At 70.5% G+C, this 15,501-nt stretch carries 17 protein-coding genes; 9 read left to right on the forward strand and 8 right to left on the reverse strand.

Going from position 1 to position 15,501, the window contains the following annotated elements; all coding sequences use genetic code 11:
- Positions 1-197: 197 nt before the first annotated feature.
- Positions 198-944, reverse strand: coding sequence for an SDR family NAD(P)-dependent oxidoreductase (locus tag AFR_RS12020; RefSeq protein WP_023360731.1), 747 nt, complete (start codon positions 942-944; stop codon positions 198-200).
- A gap of 138 nt (positions 945-1,082) precedes the next feature.
- On the opposite strand from AFR_RS12020, the gene AFR_RS12025 reads away from it, so the two are divergent.
- Positions 1,083-1,973: a LysR family transcriptional regulator gene (locus AFR_RS12025; RefSeq protein WP_023360732.1), complete on the forward strand. Its 891-nt coding sequence runs from the start codon at positions 1,083-1,085 to the stop codon at positions 1,971-1,973.
- Between the two features lie 270 nt (positions 1,974-2,243).
- Here the strand turns inward: AFR_RS12025 and AFR_RS12030 are convergent, their stop codons facing one another.
- The gene (locus AFR_RS12030; RefSeq protein WP_023360733.1) at positions 2,244-2,693 is read right to left on the reverse strand and encodes a MarR family winged helix-turn-helix transcriptional regulator; all 450 of its coding nucleotides are present in this window, start codon (positions 2,691-2,693) and stop codon (positions 2,244-2,246) included.
- Positions 2,694-2,762: 69 nt separating this feature from the next.
- Between AFR_RS12030 and AFR_RS12035 the strand changes: the two genes are divergently transcribed.
- Both AFR_RS12035 and AFR_RS12040 read left to right on the forward strand, forming a co-directional pair.
- Positions 2,763-3,197: an SgcJ/EcaC family oxidoreductase gene (locus tag AFR_RS12035; RefSeq protein WP_023360734.1), complete on the forward strand. Its 435-nt coding sequence runs from the start codon at positions 2,763-2,765 to the stop codon at positions 3,195-3,197.
- Between the two features lie 211 nt (positions 3,198-3,408).
- Positions 3,409-6,096 carry a helix-turn-helix transcriptional regulator gene (locus AFR_RS12040; protein WP_238547265.1) on the forward strand — a complete coding sequence of 896 codons (2,688 nt, stop codon included), beginning with the start codon at positions 3,409-3,411 and terminating at the stop codon, positions 6,094-6,096.
- A 5-nt stretch (positions 6,097-6,101) separates the two neighbouring features.
- On the opposite strand, the gene AFR_RS12045 is transcribed toward AFR_RS12040, so the two are convergent.
- From AFR_RS12045 to AFR_RS12065, 5 genes are all read right to left on the reverse strand, one after another.
- Positions 6,102-6,872: an SDR family NAD(P)-dependent oxidoreductase gene (locus tag AFR_RS12045; RefSeq protein WP_041840806.1), complete on the reverse strand. Its 771-nt coding sequence runs from the start codon at positions 6,870-6,872 to the stop codon at positions 6,102-6,104.
- Between the two features lie 8 nt (positions 6,873-6,880).
- On the reverse strand, positions 6,881-7,825 hold the full coding sequence (locus AFR_RS12050) for an alpha/beta fold hydrolase (RefSeq protein WP_023360737.1): 945 nt from the start codon (positions 7,823-7,825) through the stop codon (positions 6,881-6,883).
- A complete protein-coding gene (locus tag AFR_RS12055; RefSeq protein WP_023360738.1) occupies positions 7,822-8,613 on the reverse strand; it encodes an alpha/beta hydrolase in 792 nt (263 codons plus the stop codon). Before AFR_RS12055 ends, AFR_RS12050 begins: the two co-directional genes overlap by 4 nt.
- Positions 8,610-9,434 (reverse strand): AfsR/SARP family transcriptional regulator, encoded by an 825-nt coding sequence (locus tag AFR_RS12060; protein WP_158510526.1) that lies wholly within the window; start codon positions 9,432-9,434, stop codon positions 8,610-8,612. The genes AFR_RS12055 and AFR_RS12060 overlap by 4 nt, the downstream gene beginning before the upstream one ends.
- Before the next feature lie 91 nt (positions 9,435-9,525).
- Entirely contained in the window at positions 9,526-10,311 is a 786-nt protein-coding gene (locus tag AFR_RS12065; protein WP_023360740.1) for an SDR family oxidoreductase, read from the reverse strand.
- A gap of 64 nt (positions 10,312-10,375) precedes the next feature.
- On the opposite strand from AFR_RS12065, the gene AFR_RS12070 reads away from it, so the two are divergent.
- From AFR_RS12070 to AFR_RS47740, 3 genes are read left to right on the forward strand one after another with little or no spacing between them, the layout of a single operon-like run.
- Positions 10,376-10,963 carry a TetR/AcrR family transcriptional regulator gene (locus AFR_RS12070; protein ID WP_023360741.1) on the forward strand — a complete coding sequence of 196 codons (588 nt, stop codon included), beginning with the start codon at positions 10,376-10,378 and terminating at the stop codon, positions 10,961-10,963.
- A 3-nt stretch (positions 10,964-10,966) separates the two neighbouring features.
- Positions 10,967-11,287: a class I SAM-dependent methyltransferase gene (locus AFR_RS47735; protein WP_238547266.1), complete on the forward strand. Its 321-nt coding sequence runs from the start codon at positions 10,967-10,969 to the stop codon at positions 11,285-11,287.
- On the forward strand, positions 11,266-11,613 hold the full coding sequence (locus AFR_RS47740) for a class I SAM-dependent methyltransferase (protein WP_238547267.1): 348 nt from the start codon (positions 11,266-11,268) through the stop codon (positions 11,611-11,613). The genes AFR_RS47735 and AFR_RS47740 overlap by 22 nt, the downstream gene beginning before the upstream one ends.
- Before the next feature lie 42 nt (positions 11,614-11,655).
- Here the strand turns inward: AFR_RS47740 and AFR_RS12080 are convergent, their stop codons facing one another.
- Positions 11,656-12,627, reverse strand: a complete 972-nt coding sequence (locus tag AFR_RS12080) for a hypothetical protein (protein ID WP_023360742.1) — start codon at positions 12,625-12,627, stop codon at positions 11,656-11,658.
- A 182-nt stretch (positions 12,628-12,809) separates the two neighbouring features.
- On the opposite strand from AFR_RS12080, the gene AFR_RS12085 reads away from it, so the two are divergent.
- Genes AFR_RS12085 through AFR_RS12095 form a run of 3 tightly spaced genes read left to right on the forward strand, consistent with a single transcriptional unit; the run spans position 12,810 to position 15,500 of the window.
- On the forward strand, positions 12,810-13,646 hold the full coding sequence (locus AFR_RS12085; protein ID WP_023360743.1) for an alpha/beta fold hydrolase: 837 nt from the start codon (positions 12,810-12,812) through the stop codon (positions 13,644-13,646).
- Entirely contained in the window at positions 13,639-14,262 is a 624-nt protein-coding gene (locus AFR_RS12090) for a TetR/AcrR family transcriptional regulator (RefSeq protein WP_023360744.1), read from the forward strand. The genes AFR_RS12085 and AFR_RS12090 overlap by 8 nt, the downstream gene beginning before the upstream one ends.
- Complete coding sequence (locus AFR_RS12095) at positions 14,262-15,500, forward strand: low temperature requirement protein A (RefSeq protein ID WP_023360745.1); 1,239 nt, start codon at positions 14,262-14,264, stop codon at positions 15,498-15,500. Before AFR_RS12090 ends, AFR_RS12095 begins: the two co-directional genes overlap by 1 nt.
- The last annotated feature ends 1 nt before the right edge of the window (position 15,501 follow it).

Here is a 15,501-nt window from a genome sequence, read left to right on the forward strand (position 1 = left end):
CGAGAGTAGAGCCACCGTCGCCGAGGCGGCGAGGTTTCGGGTGAGCCGCCGCCGAGGAACGCGCTCTGCGCGCTCATCCGTCGATGTCAGGTCGGCACCGGTCACGATCACCCTATCGGCAGCTCAGGGCCCCGCTTGAGGTTCCTGCCGTACCGGTGCGGCCTCCGATCGTGGCCGCACCGGTACGCAGGGGTCGGTCAGACGGCGATCCGGCCGCCGTCGGCCGGGAGGATTGCGCCGTGGATGAAGGAGGCGGCGTCGCCGGCCAGGAAGGCGATTGCCGCCGCGACCTCCTCCGGGCCTCCGGGGCGCCCGGCCGGGCCGGCCGCGGCGAGCTGGTCGAGGGCCTCGCCCATGGCGGCGGTGCCTTCGGTACGCGTGGGGCCGGGGCTGACCGCGTTGACGCGCACGCCGCTGGGCCCGAACTCGGCTGCCCACGACTTGGTGAGCAGCACCAGGGCGGCCTTGCTGGCGCCGTACAGGCCCATGCCGGACGCCCCGAATTCGGCGACCATCGTGGTGACGTTGACGATGGCGCCCTGACCGCGGGCGGCCATCGCCGGGGCGAGCTCGGCGACCAGGAAGTACGGTGCCTTCACGTTGACCGCGAAGACGTCGTCGAAGGCTTCCTCGGTGGTCTGCTCGGTCGGGCCGAACGGGAAGATCCCGGCGCTGTTGACCAGGATGTCGATCTGACCGGTCACGCCGGTGGCCTGGGCCGCCAGCGCCCGCGCCGAGGCTTCGTCGTGCAGGTCGGCCGCGATGAAGTGCGCCGTTCCGCCGGCCTGCTCGATGCGCTTCACGGCCTGCTCGCCGCGGGCGGCGTCGCGTCCGGTCAGCACCACGGTGGCACCCTGTGCGGCCAGCGCGTCGGCGGTCGCCCGGCCGATGCCGCTGTTGCCGCCGGTGATCAGGGCCGTCCTGCCGGAGAGTTCGGTTGCCATCTGTCGCTCACTCTTCTCTGTCCAGGACCCCGGGCGGGGTTCCGCCAGCCACAAGCCCTTGCCGGGGTCACCGGCATCCCGGCCGCGATAAGCGCGCCTTATCGCCGGTCATCAAGGCCGGCGTGATGCGATGGGTGCGTGGAACTTCGGGAGTTACGCGTCTTCCTCGCCGTCGCCGCCGAGCGCAGCGTGTCGGCCGCCGCCTGCCGCCTGCGGGTGAGCCAGCCGGCCGTCTCGCAGACGGTGGCCGCGCTGGAGCAGCAGGTCGGCGCCGAGCTGCTCGTTCGCAGCAGCACCGGGGTGATGCTCACCGAGGCCGGCACGGTGCTGGCCGCCGAGGCCCGTGCGGTCCTGGCCCGCTACGACCAGGCGCTGGTCACGGTCGGGCGCTTCGCGACAGCCGGGGACTCGTTGCTGCGCATCGGCGTACCGCTGGAATTTCCGCCCACGCTGCTGCCGAACGCCCTGAAAGCGCTGTCAGGATCGGACCCCGGAACCCGTACGACGGTGCGCCACCTGTCCTCGGCGGCACAGCTGGACGCGTTGCGTGACGGCGAGCTCGACCTCGGGCTGCTGCGGACCCGGCCGCCGGATCGTGATCTCGACGCGATCGAGGTGGTCGAGGAACCGCTCGGAGTCCTGCTTTCGGCCTCGGAACGACCGGGCGGGCCGGACGGCGTGCGCCTGGCCGCGCTGGCCGGCCTCGACTGGGTGGGTTTCCCGCGCGCCGACAGCCCCATCTGGTACGACGAGGTCACCGCTGTGCTGCGTAGCCACGGCCTCGACCCGGGACCGGCCTCAGCGGCCAGCGAGTCGCTGATTCCTGAGGTCAAGTTCGCCGCGGTCAGTTCGGGGCGAGCGTTCACCTTCGCCCCCGAGCACTGGGCTCAGCCGCTGCCCGAAGGGATCATCCATGTTCCTCTGGTCGGCACGCCGCTGATCCGGCGTACCTGGGCGGTCTGGGCGGCAGACTCCCGGCGCCGCGACCTCGGCCGGCTGATCTCACACCTGGAATCCGCGAGCTCGTAACCCCGAAGGCGGCCAGCGGCCGTCCAGGAACCGCTGCTCCTCGGCCCGTCGTACCCGTTGAGCGATGGAGCGCGAGCCTCGCGATCGATGGTGCCGCAGTTCTCCGTCCGGCCTGAGCGTCGGGTGGATCAGGTGGTCGGGTGTGAGCATGTCCGTCTCCTTGACGTGGCCATGACGTCCCGACCAACGCTGCGGTCGAGACGGCCCGGGCAATTCCGGGCACGCATCAGGCTGCGGCTTGCCCCGAGATGAAGGTCAAGGAGAACGGATTCAGCCGGGTCCGAGGTGGATCGTCTGCTCGCGCAGGATGTCGACCATGCGGCGCAGGTAGCTGACGATGGCTGCTTGCTCGGCCGGGTCGTACTCGGTGATCACGCCACCGAGAGCTCGGCCCAGGTCGGCGAACGCACCTGCCAGCTGCGGATGGCCGGTCTCGGCCGCGCGGATGACCGCCCGGCGCCGGTCGCCCGGGTCGGTCTCGCGCACGACATGGCCGCCGGCGGTGAGCCGGGCGATGACGCTGGTGATACCGGCGCCGGTCAGGCCGGTACGCCGGGCCAGGTCGCTCGCGCTGAACGGCCCTTCCGTCGCGATCAGCTCGAGCGTCTTCAGGTCGCCGGCGGACAGCCCCACCCGTGCCGCGACGGCCTGGTGGAACAGCACGACAGCGCTGCTGAGGTCGCGGCCCAGATTGAGATCGACATCGTCGTTGGTTGACACCCGTCCCGCCAATGCTTAGCTTCAGCGTAGTAATTACTACGATGCAGCTAAGTAAATCAGGGGGATCGTATGACCGCCATCGCCGCCGTCCTCGACACGCTGACCGAGCTGGAGGCCCGATGGGGTGCGGGCGACGCCGACGCCTACGCCGCCCTGCACGCCGACGACGCGACCTATGTGGCCTTCGACGGCACGGTGATGACCGGCCGAACGGAGATCGCCGCAGGTCATCGCCCGCTCTTCGACGGCATCATGCGAGGCTCCCGGCTCGCCGTCGTCGACCGTACGGTGCACTTCCCCGACCCCGCCACGGCAATCGTCGTGCAGCGCGCGGGCATCATCATGCGATGGCAGAAGAGCCGGACCGTTCCCTCGGGTAAACGCCTGTCGACCAACACGACGGTGCTGCGGCAGGCGGGGGAGTCCTGGACCGTCGTGGCGTTCCAGAACACGCGCTACCACCCGTGGTCCAAGACCCTCATGGGCCGCCTCATGACCCGATGACCGTACGGGCAGCAGCCGGGTCCGAGGTGGATCGTCTGCTCGCGCGGGACGTGGCCGCCGGCGGCGAGCCGGGCGATGACGCTGGTGATGCCGACGGCGAGGCGAGGACCGGTCCTGATCGTTATCGTGGGCGGCGACCGTCGGCGACGGCGTTCGGGGCCCGGGCCGTGAGCGACGCCTGGCGGTGATGGTGTGTCCGTCTCCAGACCCGGTGAGGGAAGTTGTGGCCGAAGTGCTGGTGGGACGGGACGACGAGCTGGAGCGGATCGCGGAGGTGGTGTCGCGGGCCGCCGGATCGGCGGGCGGGGCGCTGGTTCTGCGCGGCCCGGCGGGCATGGGCAAGAGCGCGTTGCTGCGGGCCGGCGGCGACCTGGCCCGGGAGCGGCGGATGCGGGTGCTGTCGGTGACCGGGGTGCAGGCCGAGGGGCGCCTGCCGTTCGCCGCCCTGCGGCACCTGATGGAGCCGCTGCACAGGAAAATGCGGGCCGGCGAGCCGCACACCGCGCAAGGGCCGGCCGGCGAGCCGCACACGGCCGGGCTCAGCGCGCTGGAGCTGCTCAGTTCGGCCGGGTCGGAGCAGCCCGTCTGCCTGATCGTGGACGACGCGCAGTGGATCGACAGGCAGAGTTGGGAGGCGCTGTCCTTCCTGGGACGCCGCGTCGAGGACGAGCCGCTGTGCCTGCTGGTGGCGGTGCGGGACGGGGACGAGGCCAAGGACCGGCTGGCGGGCGCCGGGCTGGCCGAGGTGCCGGTCGGGCCGCTGCCGGACGGGGCCGCCGAGTCGCTGCTCGACCGGGTCGCCGCCGACCTGTCCCCGGCGTTGCGGCGGGTGGTGCTGACCGAGGCGGGCGGCAACCCGCTGGGCCTGATCGAGCTGTCGGCCTCCGCCGGGCGGCTGGACCCCACCGGCGTGCCCGCCGCGCTGCCGCTGACCGCGCGGCTCGAGCAGACCTACTCGACGGTGGTGGCCGGGCTGCCGGCGCCGACCCGCGAACTCGTCCTGATGGCGGCGGTCGACGACAGCGACCAGCTCGACGAGGTACTCGCGGCGGCCACGGCATCGCTCGACACCCTCCAACCGGCGCTGGCGGCTGGTCTGCTGACCACCGACGGAGTGACCGTACGGTTCCGGCATCCGCTCATCCGGTCGGCGGTCCAGCAGACGGCGACCGTCGCCGAGCGGCTCGCCACGCACGCCGCACTGGCGCGGGTACTCCCGCCCGACGACGATCGGCACGCCTGGCACAGCGCCGCTGCCACCGTCGGCACCGACGAGAAGCTGAGCCGGCGCATGGCCGAGCTGGCGGCGCGGGCCGGTCGTGGCGGCGCGCACGACACCGCGATCGCAGCCTGGCAGCGCGCCGCCGAGCTGACCGGGGATCTGCATTCCCGGGTGGATCGGCTGATGTGGGCGGGAATGGAGGCCATGAAACGGGGGGACCGCAAGCGCATCGAGGGCCTGGTTCGCGCGATCGGCGGATACGAGCTGGACGAGAGCCAGCAGGTCCGGCTCCTGTGGATGCGCGAAGCCGTCCTGGGCGAGGGATGGTCCGGCGGGACCCGTCACGCCCGGTTGGTCGGCGTGGTGGAGCGCATCATCGAGCAGGGCGACGACGAACTCGCTCTGGATGCTCTCATGATGTGGGCCATGCGCAATTGGTGGGAACCTCCGCCACCGGACCGCCGGGCCGGGATTGCCGCGCTCGCCGAACGGCTGAGGGTCCCGGCCGGCGACACCCGCCTGATCCGGGTGCTCGCGCTCAACGCACCCCTCGAGCGGGCGGCGACGGTCGTCGATCGGCTGGCGGAGAAGATGCAGTCGCCGCCCAGCCATCCCGACCGGCTGTTCGAGCTGGCTGAGGCGGCGACCGCGGTGGGGGACCATCCGTCGGCGGCGTTGCTGCTGACCGACTCCATCGCCGGCGCGCGATTCAACGGCAACTTCAGCGCGGTGCTGTTCGGGTTGAAGGCGCAAGCGTGGGTCGCGGCGCACACCGGTGAGGTGCGGCTCGCGGTGGTGGCCGGTGAGGAGGCGCAGCGGCTCGCGCTGGAGTTCGGCGATTTTGTCGGAGCGATCAGCGCGCAGCTCTGCGTCGGTCTGGCCGAGGCACTGCGGGGCAACACCGCTGCGGCGATCGCGAACGCCGACGAGGCCGAGCGGCAGCTGCATTCGGGCGGCCGCCACCCGTTCCGTTCGGTGCTCACGGCGGTGCGTGGTGTCGCCATGCTCGCAGCCGGCAAACCCGTGGACGCGTTCGAGCATCTGCGGCGCATCTTCGATCCGCAGGACGAGGCCTTCCACCCGTACGTCCGGTTGTCGGAGCTCGCGCACCTCGCCGAGGCCGCCCGCCTGGCCGAGCGGCTGCCGGAGCTGGCGCCGATCGTCGCGGAGTGCCGGATATTGGCTGCGTCGGCGCCGCTGCCGGTGCTGACCGTCAATCTGCGCTACGCGACCGCGCTGCTCGCCGCCGATCCGGAGCAGACCCTGCGGGACGCGCTCAAGTCCGACCTCGCGTCGTGGCCGTTCGAGCGGGCCCGCATCCAGCTGGCCCTGGGTGAGGAGCTGCGCCGTCAGCGCCGGCCCGCCGATGCCCGGCCGATCCTGCGGGCGGCCTGGCAGACCCTGACCGCTCTCGGTGTGACGCCGTGGGCGGAGCGGACCCGGCGCGAGCTGCGGGCGACCGGCGAGACCGTCAACCGGGCCGAGGACCGCACCGGCCGGCTGACCGCCCAGGAGCTGCAGATCGCGCAGCTGGCGGCGCGAGGACTGAGCAATCAGGAGATCGCCCGCCAGCTGTACGTGTCGCCCCGGACGGTCAGCACCCACTTGTACCGCATCTTCCCGAAGGTCGGAGTGCGGTCGCGGGCGGGTCTGGCCGAGGCCTTGCGGTCGGAGTAGGCGGGTTACAGGCTGGTCGTCAGTCCACCGTCGACGAGAAAGTCGGCACCCGTGACGTTGCCGGCGCGCACGCTTGCCAGCAGCAGCACCAGGTCGGCGACCTCGTCGGGCTGGGTGAAACGGCCGGTGGCGGTGCCGCTGACGGCGTTCCTGGCGACCTCTTCAGGGGCCAGATCGTGGGCGCCGCCGACGGTCTCGGCGACCCCGCCGGCGCCGAGCCACAGGTCGGTGGCGACCGGGCCGGGACTGATCGTGTTGACCCGTACGCCGCGCGGGCCGACCTCCTTCGACAGCGCTTTCGAGAAGTTGAGCAGAGCCGCTTTGCTCGCCCCGTAGTCGATCACGAGCGGGTCGGGCAGTGACGCGTTGACCGAACAAATGGTGACGATCGAACCGCCGGCTTCGAGCAGTTTCGGAAGGGCGGCGCGGGTCACCCGTACGGCGGACAGGAAGTTGATCGTGAAGGCGGAAAGCCACTCGTCGTCGGTGACCGAGGCGAACCCGCCCAGGCGTGGGTGAACGCCGCCGACGTTGTTGACGAGCACGTCCAGCCCGCCGTCCGGAAGCGACGAGATCAGCGAAACGGCGCCGTCGGCGGTCGTGAGATCGGCGTTGACCGGGCGTACGCCGGGAATGGCAGCGAGTTCCGGGGTGGTGGTGCGCGAACCGGCCACCACCGTGGCGCCCTCCTCGGCGAAGGCGCGGACGATGGCCAGCCCGATTCCCCGGCTCGCCCCGGTGACGACAACCGTTTTACCGGACAATTGAAGATCCATGACGGCCCCTACCTCAAGAACGAAAGCAGCCGCTGGGTCATCTCTTCCGGGTGTTCCTCGTAGATCCAGTGCCCGGAGTTCTTGATCTCGGCGAACGTGCTGTTGGTGGCGTACTTGGGCACCTGGGTCTCGGAGAACCGCTGCAGACTGTGGTCGGCGCCGAAGGCCAGCACGGGCATCGGCAGCTTCGTCTTGCGGTAGATCTTGTTGTCGGCGATGTCGGTGGGGAACGCGCGGAACCACTCGAAGCTGGCGCGCAGGTGGGCGTCATCCTCGAGGTACCTGGCGAACACCTTCTCGTCGTCCGGGCCGACACCGTCCTTGACCACCTCGAGGTGGTCGGTGAAGTTGTGCACCCACTGCTCCTCGCGGCCGTCGACGGTCTGCTCGGGCATCCCGTTGCGCAGCAGGAAGAAGCCGAATTGCCAGGGGCCGGGCCCGGCGGCGGAGAGGGCCGGGAAGGAGTAGATGTCCTGGTCCGGGATCGGCGCTTCGCTCAGGACCAGCTTGCGGACCTCGCCCGGATGGGCGGCGGCGTAGGCGTACGCCACCATCGTCCCGATGTCGTGGCCCACGATCCGGATGTCTGAGTTGAGGCCGAGCCGCACGAGCAGGCCGTGAATGTCGGCGGCCATCGTCTTCTTGTCGTAACCGCCCGCCGGGGCGTCGCTCTTGCCGGCGCCGCGCAGGTCGGGCGCGATGACCGTGTAGTGCCGGGCCAGCGCCGGCATGATCTCGTGCCACTCGTACCAGGTCTCGGGATAGCCGTGCACCAGCACCAGCACGGGGCCGTGACCACCGCGCACATAGTTGATGCCGACCGATCCGACGCGAACCTTCTGCTCGGTGAAACCGGCGGGCAGCCTCTCGGTCCCGCGGCCGTGCGCGAGAGCGGCCCCAGGAATCAGGAAGGCCACCATTGCCAGTACGGCGGTGAGCGCCAGTTTTTTCACAGGTTCTGCTCCTTCAGCCAGGTGAGGGCCGTCTCCGCTACCTCACGCCAACCGGCGTCGATGGTCAGCGAGTGCGCCCGGTCCGGGAAGTCGACGATGTCGGTGACCGCATGTGAGTGGCGGTACTGCTTGAGGGTGGCGCGCACCACGTTCTCCGGCACGGTGTGGTCCTTGCCGCCTGCCATCAGCAGCAGCGGGCCGCGAGACTCGTTGCCGGTCTCCACCTTTGCCGGCGAGTGGGGGTTGAAGTTGGCGGCGGCCGCCTCGAACAGCGGCTTGCCCGGCGCCGGGATCGAGAAGCGGTCGAACAGCTCGCGGGACTCCTGCTCGGAGATGGCGTTGCCGAAGGCGTACCGGAACTGCTCGGGGGTTAGCGACACCGCCCGGCCGGAGTTCGCCGGGTTGCTCAGCACCGGGAAGCCGGACCGCAGCGTGGACAGCGGCAACGGCAGCACGCCCTTGATCTGGGCGGCGTCGATCGCAACGGCGGCCGCGGCCAGGTCGAGGCCGAGCAGCTTCTGCGCGATCATGCCCCCGAACGAGTGACCGATCACGATCGGCTTGGCGTGCAGGGTCGCGAAGATGGCGGCGTAGTGCTCGACGACGTCGTCGATGCCGCGGCCGGCCAGCGCCTCCGGGTCGGCCCGGGTCTGCTCGACGGTTTCGGCGTCGCCGGGCCAGCCGGGGGCCGAGGCGTCGTAGCCGCGCTCGGTGAACAGGTCGACCCACGGCTGCCACGACGAAGCGTGCAGCCAGAGGCCATGAATGAAGATGACGGGTGTGGTCACAGCGGGATGCCTCCAGCGTGGGATCGAGCGTCTTCGGGGACCGTAGACGCGGCGCAGTGGGCAAAGTGTGGGCAAGCCAGACGCGGGTGCAGCACCGCGTCGCGGGCCGCCGTCACCTCCGGGCCCGGCATGATGCCCAGTTCGTCGGCGAGGCGCCGGCGCAGTCGTTCGTAGACCGTGAGCGCGCCGGCCCGCTGGCCGCTGCCCGCGCACAGCCGGATCAGCCGGGCGTGCAGCGGTTCGTCGAAGGGGGCCCGGTCGGCGGCCAGGCTGACCGGTCGGCGCAGCCGGTCGGCCTCCCCGGCGGCCAGCGCCACGTCGGCGGCCTCGCGGGCGACAGCTGTCAATTCCTGGTCCAGGCGGGTGAAGACGGTGTCGGCCCGGGTGGCCGGGTCGATGCCGTCGGCGACCACGCCCTGCCAGAGGTTGAGGGCCTCCAGGTAGAGGCCGGGTTCGTCGCCGGCCCGGGCCTTCTCGACCAGTTCCCGGAAGTGCAGCAGGTCGAGGCTGTCCGGACCGACGTCGAGGCGGTAGCCACCGGCCGAGTGGATCAGCCAGCCGCCCGGCTCCCGCACCGTCAGACCGGGTTCGATCAGCCGGCGCAGGAGACCGACGTTGCGGTGCACCGAGTTCACCGCGGTCCGCGGCGGCTCCGTCCCCCACATCGCGTCGACGATGTGCGGCAGGCTCACCACCTCGCCGCCGTGCGCCAGAAGCAGGGCGAGCAGGGAACGGGACTGCGGAGTTCCGAGACTCAGCTCCTGCTCACCGCGCCAGGCGCGCACGGGACCCAGCACGGTGAATCGAACGGATTTCTTCACCCCTCCGACGCTAGGGAGGGTCAGGTCCGCGTCGCGTACGTCATTTGACGGACACGTCGGTGTTGACGCCAAAGACGGAGCGCCGGACCCACTAGATGACCGGAACCTCGCCGCCGTCGACGACCAGGGTTGCTCCGGTGACCCACTGGGCGCGGTCGGAGGCGAAGTAGGCGACGGCCTCGGCGATGTCGCGGGGGTCACCGGGACGGCCGAGTGGGACGCTCGCCGCGATGTCGGCGAGTGAGACGCCCATCGCGTCGGCGAAGTTCTGGCGGATCGCGTCGCCGCCCGGGGATTCGATGTTGCCGGGGACGATCGTGGTGACGCGGATGCCGGCGGGCGCGAGCTCGGACGCCAGCGCCTTGCCGTACGCGTTGAGCGCGGCCTTGGCGGCCCCGTAGTGCGCCAGCGGCCCCGTGGGCAGCAGCGCCGCGACCGTGGAGATGTTGACGATCACGCCGCCCGCGCCCGCGCCCGCCTCGCGCAGTGCCGGCAGCAGTGCGTTGTTGAGCCGGACGGCGGAGAGGTAGTTGAGGTCGAGGGCGTCGAGCCATTCCTCGTCGGTGATGGAGGCGATGCCCCCGAGGTGGGCGCGGGCCGCACCCGCGTTGTTGACCACGATGTCGACGCCGCCGAGTTCGCCGAGCGCGGCCGCAGCGAAGGCCTGCACGCCGGCGAGCGTACTGATGTCGCCGTCGAGGAAGGTGGCGGCCTTCGGGGTCTCGTCGGTGGCTTTACGCGCCGTGGTCACGACGGTCGCGCCGCCGTCGAGCAGCCGCTGCACGATGGCTGCGCCGATCCCGCGTGAGCCTCCCGTGACGACCGCCCGTTTACCGGCGAACTCGGTGGCGTCTGGTGCAGCAAGAGTTTTGAACATACGGTCCAATATACAGGTTCTGGAACGAACGTCCAGAACTTTCGGAACGGCGTACCGTTGAGGAATGGGGCGACCACGCAAGTTCGACGAGGACGAGGTGCTGGCGGCGGCGCGCCGGGTGTTCAACGAAACCGGCTTCCACGGCACCTCGGTCGATGACCTGTCCCGCGCGACGGGTCTGAGCAAGGGCAGCCTCTACGGCGCGTTCGGTGACAAGGACGCCCTCTTCCAACGGGTGCTGGAGGATTACTGCGCGGGAGCCGACCAGGACGCCGTGGCCCGGCTCGAAGGCCCGGAGGACGAGGCGCTCGACCGCCTGCGCTCCTGGCTGCGGATGCCGGAGGGCCCCATGGACCGGCTCGGCTGTCTGCTGGCCAAGGCCACCGCTGAGCTGTCGTGGGAGAACGAGGCCGTGGCGGCCCGGTCGCTCGCGACCTTCGAAATGTTGCTCGACAGCTGCCGCCGGCTCATCGAGCAGGCGCAGCGCGCCGGTGATGTGGATCCGGCCGCCGACGCCGAGGTGCTCGGCGGGCTGATCGTCACCACACATCGCGGCATCGAGGCGCTGGCCAAGGCGGGAGTCGACGCCACGAGGCTGAACCGCATCGCGGACGCCGCCATCGACAACATCGCCCTCAAGGCGCGCGTGTAGCTCATGTCGGAGCTGGACAATCAGCGGCATTTCTGGGACACCGCCGGGGCGGCGAAGACGTTCACCCATCCGATCGATTTCGGCTGGTTGGCGCGGTTGCCGTCGACGGCCCGGATCGTCGACTACGGCTGCGGCTACGGGCGGATCACCGGGCTGGCGCGGCAACAGGGCTTCACCGGCGCCGAAGGCGTCGACACGTCCGCCCGCCTGGTCGACAGGGCCCGTCGAAGTCATCCTGCGCTCAGCTTCCGAGTGCTGCCGAACCCACCTGCACTGCCCTACCCGGCGCCGGCGTCGACGCGGTGCTTCTCTTCGCCGTTCTGACGTGCATTCCGACGGACGCGGGACAGCAGCAGCTCGTCACCGAGCTCGCCCGGGTGCTCAGGCCAGGTGGGCTGCTCTATGTCAGCGACCTGCTTCTGCAGACCGATCAGCGCAACCGGGCTCGGTACCAACGGCATGCCGAAACCTACGGAACGTACGGCGTCTTCGAGACCGGCGACGGCGCGATCTGCCGGCACCACACCGCCGACTGGCTGCGGAGCCTGCTGCTCGACGGGTTCGACATCGACACCACCCGGCAGATCACCGTCGAGACGATGAACGCCAACTCGGCGGAAGCGCTGCAGATCCTCGCCGTGAAGCGGTGACCTGGTGACGGATCCGAACGCTCCCGCGCCGCCGGTCCCTGGTCAGCTCTGCTGGTAGTTCACCGCGGCGAACGCGCACGGCCGGTGCAGATGCAGGTAGTAGGCACCCTCGCCGAACTCGTCCAGGTCTCGGCCGCCGAGCAGCCCGACGTAGTCCATCACCTGTCCGCAGCCGGGACAGCCGGGATGCTCAGCGTCCTGGATCCACTCGGGACGACCGCCGAGCGTGGAACCGCCACTGTTCCAGGCGCTCGCCTGAAACGGGCTCTGCCGGGCCGGCCCGATGATGGGCAATGGCGTCGGTGGCTGTTCCGGCTCACCGTCGTCGCCGAGATACGACGGGCGGGTGTTGCCGGTCCACCAGGTGCTGCCACCTTCCGGCGTGACCTGGCTGTACAGCGTCGTGTAGCAAGCGCAGAAGTGGCAAGTCTCGATCACCAGCCGCCCGGACCAGCCGGTGTGCGCCAACGCGGCGCCGGCGGCTGCCTCAGCGGTATCGACATCAGCAGCGATCCACAGCGGCGAGGCGCACCACGGGCAAGCGGGGGCATCGATGCGCTGCGGCGCGTCGCGCATGAGCCATTCGTACGCGGTGTCGCCGCACAACTGTCGACGGCTGCCGTCCGGCGAGACCGTCCAACCGCCCTCGGGTGCGTACGCGAGCGGTCCGACGTGCAACTCGGCGGCGCCGGCGGGCGGTTGTGCCTCCCAACGGCGCATCGCCGCCTCGGCCAGTGGGTGACCACTGTGGGCCAGAACGAGGAGTAGGTGGTTGAGATCGCCGGGGGTCTCCCCACCGTCGACCCGCACGACGACTCGGCGCACCAGGTCGGTGTCGGCCGCCCGGTACAACGTGGGAGGCCACAGCACGTCGAGGTCGAGCAACCGGTCCAGGTGCGGAGTCAGCCGTCCCGGATCGGCGTTCGCGATGTCGGCCAACTTCTCGGCCGCGTCGCTGTCGCCGGATGCCGCCTCCACCAACTCCTCGATCACGCGCGGAGGCTGCTCGATCATGCCGCGAGCCTAACGCGCCGACCGGAACGTTCTGAACCGGCGAGGACTCCGCTGCCGCCGTGAGTGTGGCGGGCCCTTGATGGCTGTCGGCCAGGGAGAGACGTCGACGATGATCGCTTGACGTAGCTGGTTAACGCCATTAACTTACAGATAGCGCCGTTAACCAAGCCTGTGGAGTCGTCATGACCGAGAACTTGAGCATTGCCGGTAACACCCTCGCCTACGAGGTGTCCGGCCAGGGCCCGCTCGTTGTCCTGGCGCACGGCATCGGCGACAGCCGGCACTCCTACCGGTTCCTCGCTCCGGCCCTGGTCGACGCCGGGTACCGGGTCGCCAACGTGGACATTCGCGGCTGCGGCGACTCCGGCCTGGGCTGGGACGGCTACAGCCGCACCGACATCGCGGGTGACCTCGTCGCCGTCGTGCGCCACCTCGGCGGCCCCGCCGTGATCATCGGGCAGTCGATCAGCGGGGGCGCGGCGACCATCGCGGCTGCAACCGCACCGGATCTGATCAACGGCGTCATCGAGCTGGCGCCGTTCACCCGGGTGCAACCGTTCGACTTCGGCGGGCTGGTGCGGGTCAAGCGTTTCCGCAGCGGGTACACGCAGATGGCGCAGGTCATGGTCCGGGGAAGTCTGTCGAGCTGGAAGAAGTACCTCGACGCGGCGTACCCGGTCAAGCCCGCCGACTGGGACGCCGAACTGGCGCGTATCGAGGCGAAGCTGAGCGAGCCCGGCCGGATGAAGGTTCTGCAGGCCATGTGCAAGACCAGCCCGACCGACGCCGGCGCGCAGCTGGCCAATGTCACCTGCCCGGTGCTGGTCATCGAGGGCAGCCTCGACCCCGACTGGGCCGACCCCCGCGCCGAGGGCGAGAAGATCCTCGCCGATCTGCCCCGGGGTCTCGGTGAACTCGTTGTCATCGAGGGTGCCGGTCACTACGCCCACGTGCAGACACCGGATCAGGTCCTCGCGCTGGCCCGGCCCTTCCTCGGCAAGACCCTGGCGAATGCCTAGGGCCCGGCTGACCCCGCAGTCGGTCACCGAGGCCGGCGCCGCCCTGATCGACGAGGTCGGCTTCGAGAAATTCAGCATGGGCCTGCTCGCGGAACGGCTCGGGGTCAAGACTCCGGCGCTCTACAAACACGTCACCAGCCAGGCCGATCTGGCTCACCGCATCGCCATCGTGTCCATGGCCGAGTTCGCCGACGCCATTCGCGACGCCATCCAGGGCCGGGCCGGCAGCGATGCCCTCGCCGCCGGTGCGCAGGCGATGCGGGCCTACGTTCAGGAACACCCCGGCCGGTACGCGGCCGCCGATGCTGCCCGCCCGACCGGACCCGACGACCCGCTCATCCCCGCCATCAACCGGGTCGTCGCCTCCTGGGCGGCCATGCTGCGCGGCTACCACCTCGACTCCAGTCAGGAGATTCACGCTGTGCGGATGCTCCGCAGCGCCCTGCACGGGTTCTCGACCCAGCAAGCAGCCGGCGGTTTCCGGTACGACGCATCCGTCGACGACAGCTTCACCTGGATGATCAACTTTCTCGACCACGGCCTGCACGTCGCGGCCACGTCCGGCATCAGCGTCACCCCCGCGAGCACCGCGACACCGGCAACGAGCGGCCGCTGATGGTGAACATCGACGACGAGCCGACCGAGGCCAGGACCGAGCGGCACGCCAGCTGGGCCGAGCTCTTCTTCGACCTCGTGGCGGTGGCCGGCGTGGCCGCCCTGGCGCACGTGCTCGGGCCCGACCTGGACGCCGCGGCGCTCGGTCTCTACGCACTGATGTTCCTGGCGTTGTGGCTGTCCTGGACGACGTTCATGCTGTACGGCAACGTGGCCGCCGGTCAGACCCGCGTGTTACGGCTGATGGTCGGCATGTTCGGTCTCGGGGTCATGGCCGCGTCCGTGCCGGGCGTGGCGCACACCGTGCTCGACCACGACGGTGACTCCCTTCCGCTCAACGTCTTCGCCATCGCCTACATCGCCACGCGTGTCTACGGGGCCAGGTCGTGGCAACGCGGCGCCGTGCTGCTGGACTTCCCGGTGGTGCAGTATTCGGCCGGACTGCTGCCCTGGCTGGCGTCGCTGTGGGTCGACGAACACTGGAAGCTCGTGCTCTGGGCCGTCGGCGTGGGCCTCGACCTGCTGCTGATCGTGGTCCTGTCCGGCAGCAGGATGCTCCAGCGTGTCCAGGCGTACCTCGCCGCGCCGGAACGTACGCGGCGCCGGTCACGAGGCCGTTCCGACGGCTCGGGGCCGGTCATCCACGGGGTGTCGGTCGATCCGGTCCACCTCGCCGAGCGGCTGGGACTCTTCGTCATCATCGTGCTGGGCGAATCGGTCGTGCAGATCGTCGCCGCCGCCGGCGAGACGCACTTCGACCTCGGTGTGCTGGCCGCCGCACTCGCGTCCTTCATCCTGCTGGCCGGCATGTTCGGCCTGTCCGTGGTCTTCGGACACGCGGGTCTGCCGCACCTGCGCGCCGGCCGCATCCCCAGCCGCGCCGCCCTCGGCCTGCACTGCCTGGTCACCGGCGTCGTCGCCACCATCGCCGTGCCGCTCTCCCTGGTGGTCGAGCACGGCTCCGACCCGCTGCCGGACCAGGCTCGCTGGCTGCTGTGCGGAGCTGTTGCGGCCTACTTCACCCTCGGTGTCGTCACCGGAGTCGCCAGCCACAGCTCCGACCGGCCGAGGACCATCTCGCGGATCACCACCGGCATCGTGGCACCGCTGCTGCTGGGCCTGCTCGCGACCGCCGCCGCCGGCCGAACGCTCGTAGCCTGCCTGGCGCTCATTGTCCTGGCCCACCTCTGGTTCGAACGACGACTGGCCCCACTGGGACCACACATCCGCCTCCCCTAGA

Origin of the sequence: Amorphoplanes friuliensis DSM 7358 (genome assembly GCF_000494755.1) — a bacterium.
Lineage (GTDB): Bacteria > Actinomycetota > Actinomycetes > Mycobacteriales > Micromonosporaceae > Actinoplanes > Actinoplanes friuliensis.

Excerpts from the sequence above, each read along its gene's own strand:
- AFR_RS12020 (WP_023360731.1), bottom strand. The coding sequence starts at position 944 with ATGGCAACCGAACTCTCCGGCAGGACGGCCCTGATCACCGGCGGCAAC.
- AFR_RS12035 (WP_023360734.1), top strand. The coding sequence starts at position 2,763 with ATGACCGCCATCGCCGCCGTCCTCGACACGCTGACCGAGCTGGAGGCC.
- AFR_RS12045 (WP_041840806.1), bottom strand. The coding sequence starts at position 6,872 with ATGGATCTTCAATTGTCCGGTAAAACGGTTGTCGTCACCGGGGCGAGC.
- AFR_RS12065 (WP_023360740.1), bottom strand. The coding sequence starts at position 10,311 with ATGTTCAAAACTCTTGCTGCACCAGACGCCACCGAGTTCGCCGGTAAA.
- AFR_RS12070 (WP_023360741.1), top strand. The coding sequence starts at position 10,376 with ATGGGGCGACCACGCAAGTTCGACGAGGACGAGGTGCTGGCGGCGGCG.
- AFR_RS47735 (WP_238547266.1), top strand. The coding sequence starts at position 10,967 with ATGTCGGAGCTGGACAATCAGCGGCATTTCTGGGACACCGCCGGGGCG.
- AFR_RS12080 (WP_023360742.1), bottom strand. The coding sequence starts at position 12,627 with ATGATCGAGCAGCCTCCGCGCGTGATCGAGGAGTTGGTGGAGGCGGCA.
- AFR_RS12085 (WP_023360743.1), top strand. The coding sequence starts at position 12,810 with ATGACCGAGAACTTGAGCATTGCCGGTAACACCCTCGCCTACGAGGTG.
- AFR_RS12090 (WP_023360744.1), top strand. The coding sequence starts at position 13,639 with ATGCCTAGGGCCCGGCTGACCCCGCAGTCGGTCACCGAGGCCGGCGCC.
- AFR_RS12095 (WP_023360745.1), top strand. The coding sequence starts at position 14,262 with ATGGTGAACATCGACGACGAGCCGACCGAGGCCAGGACCGAGCGGCAC.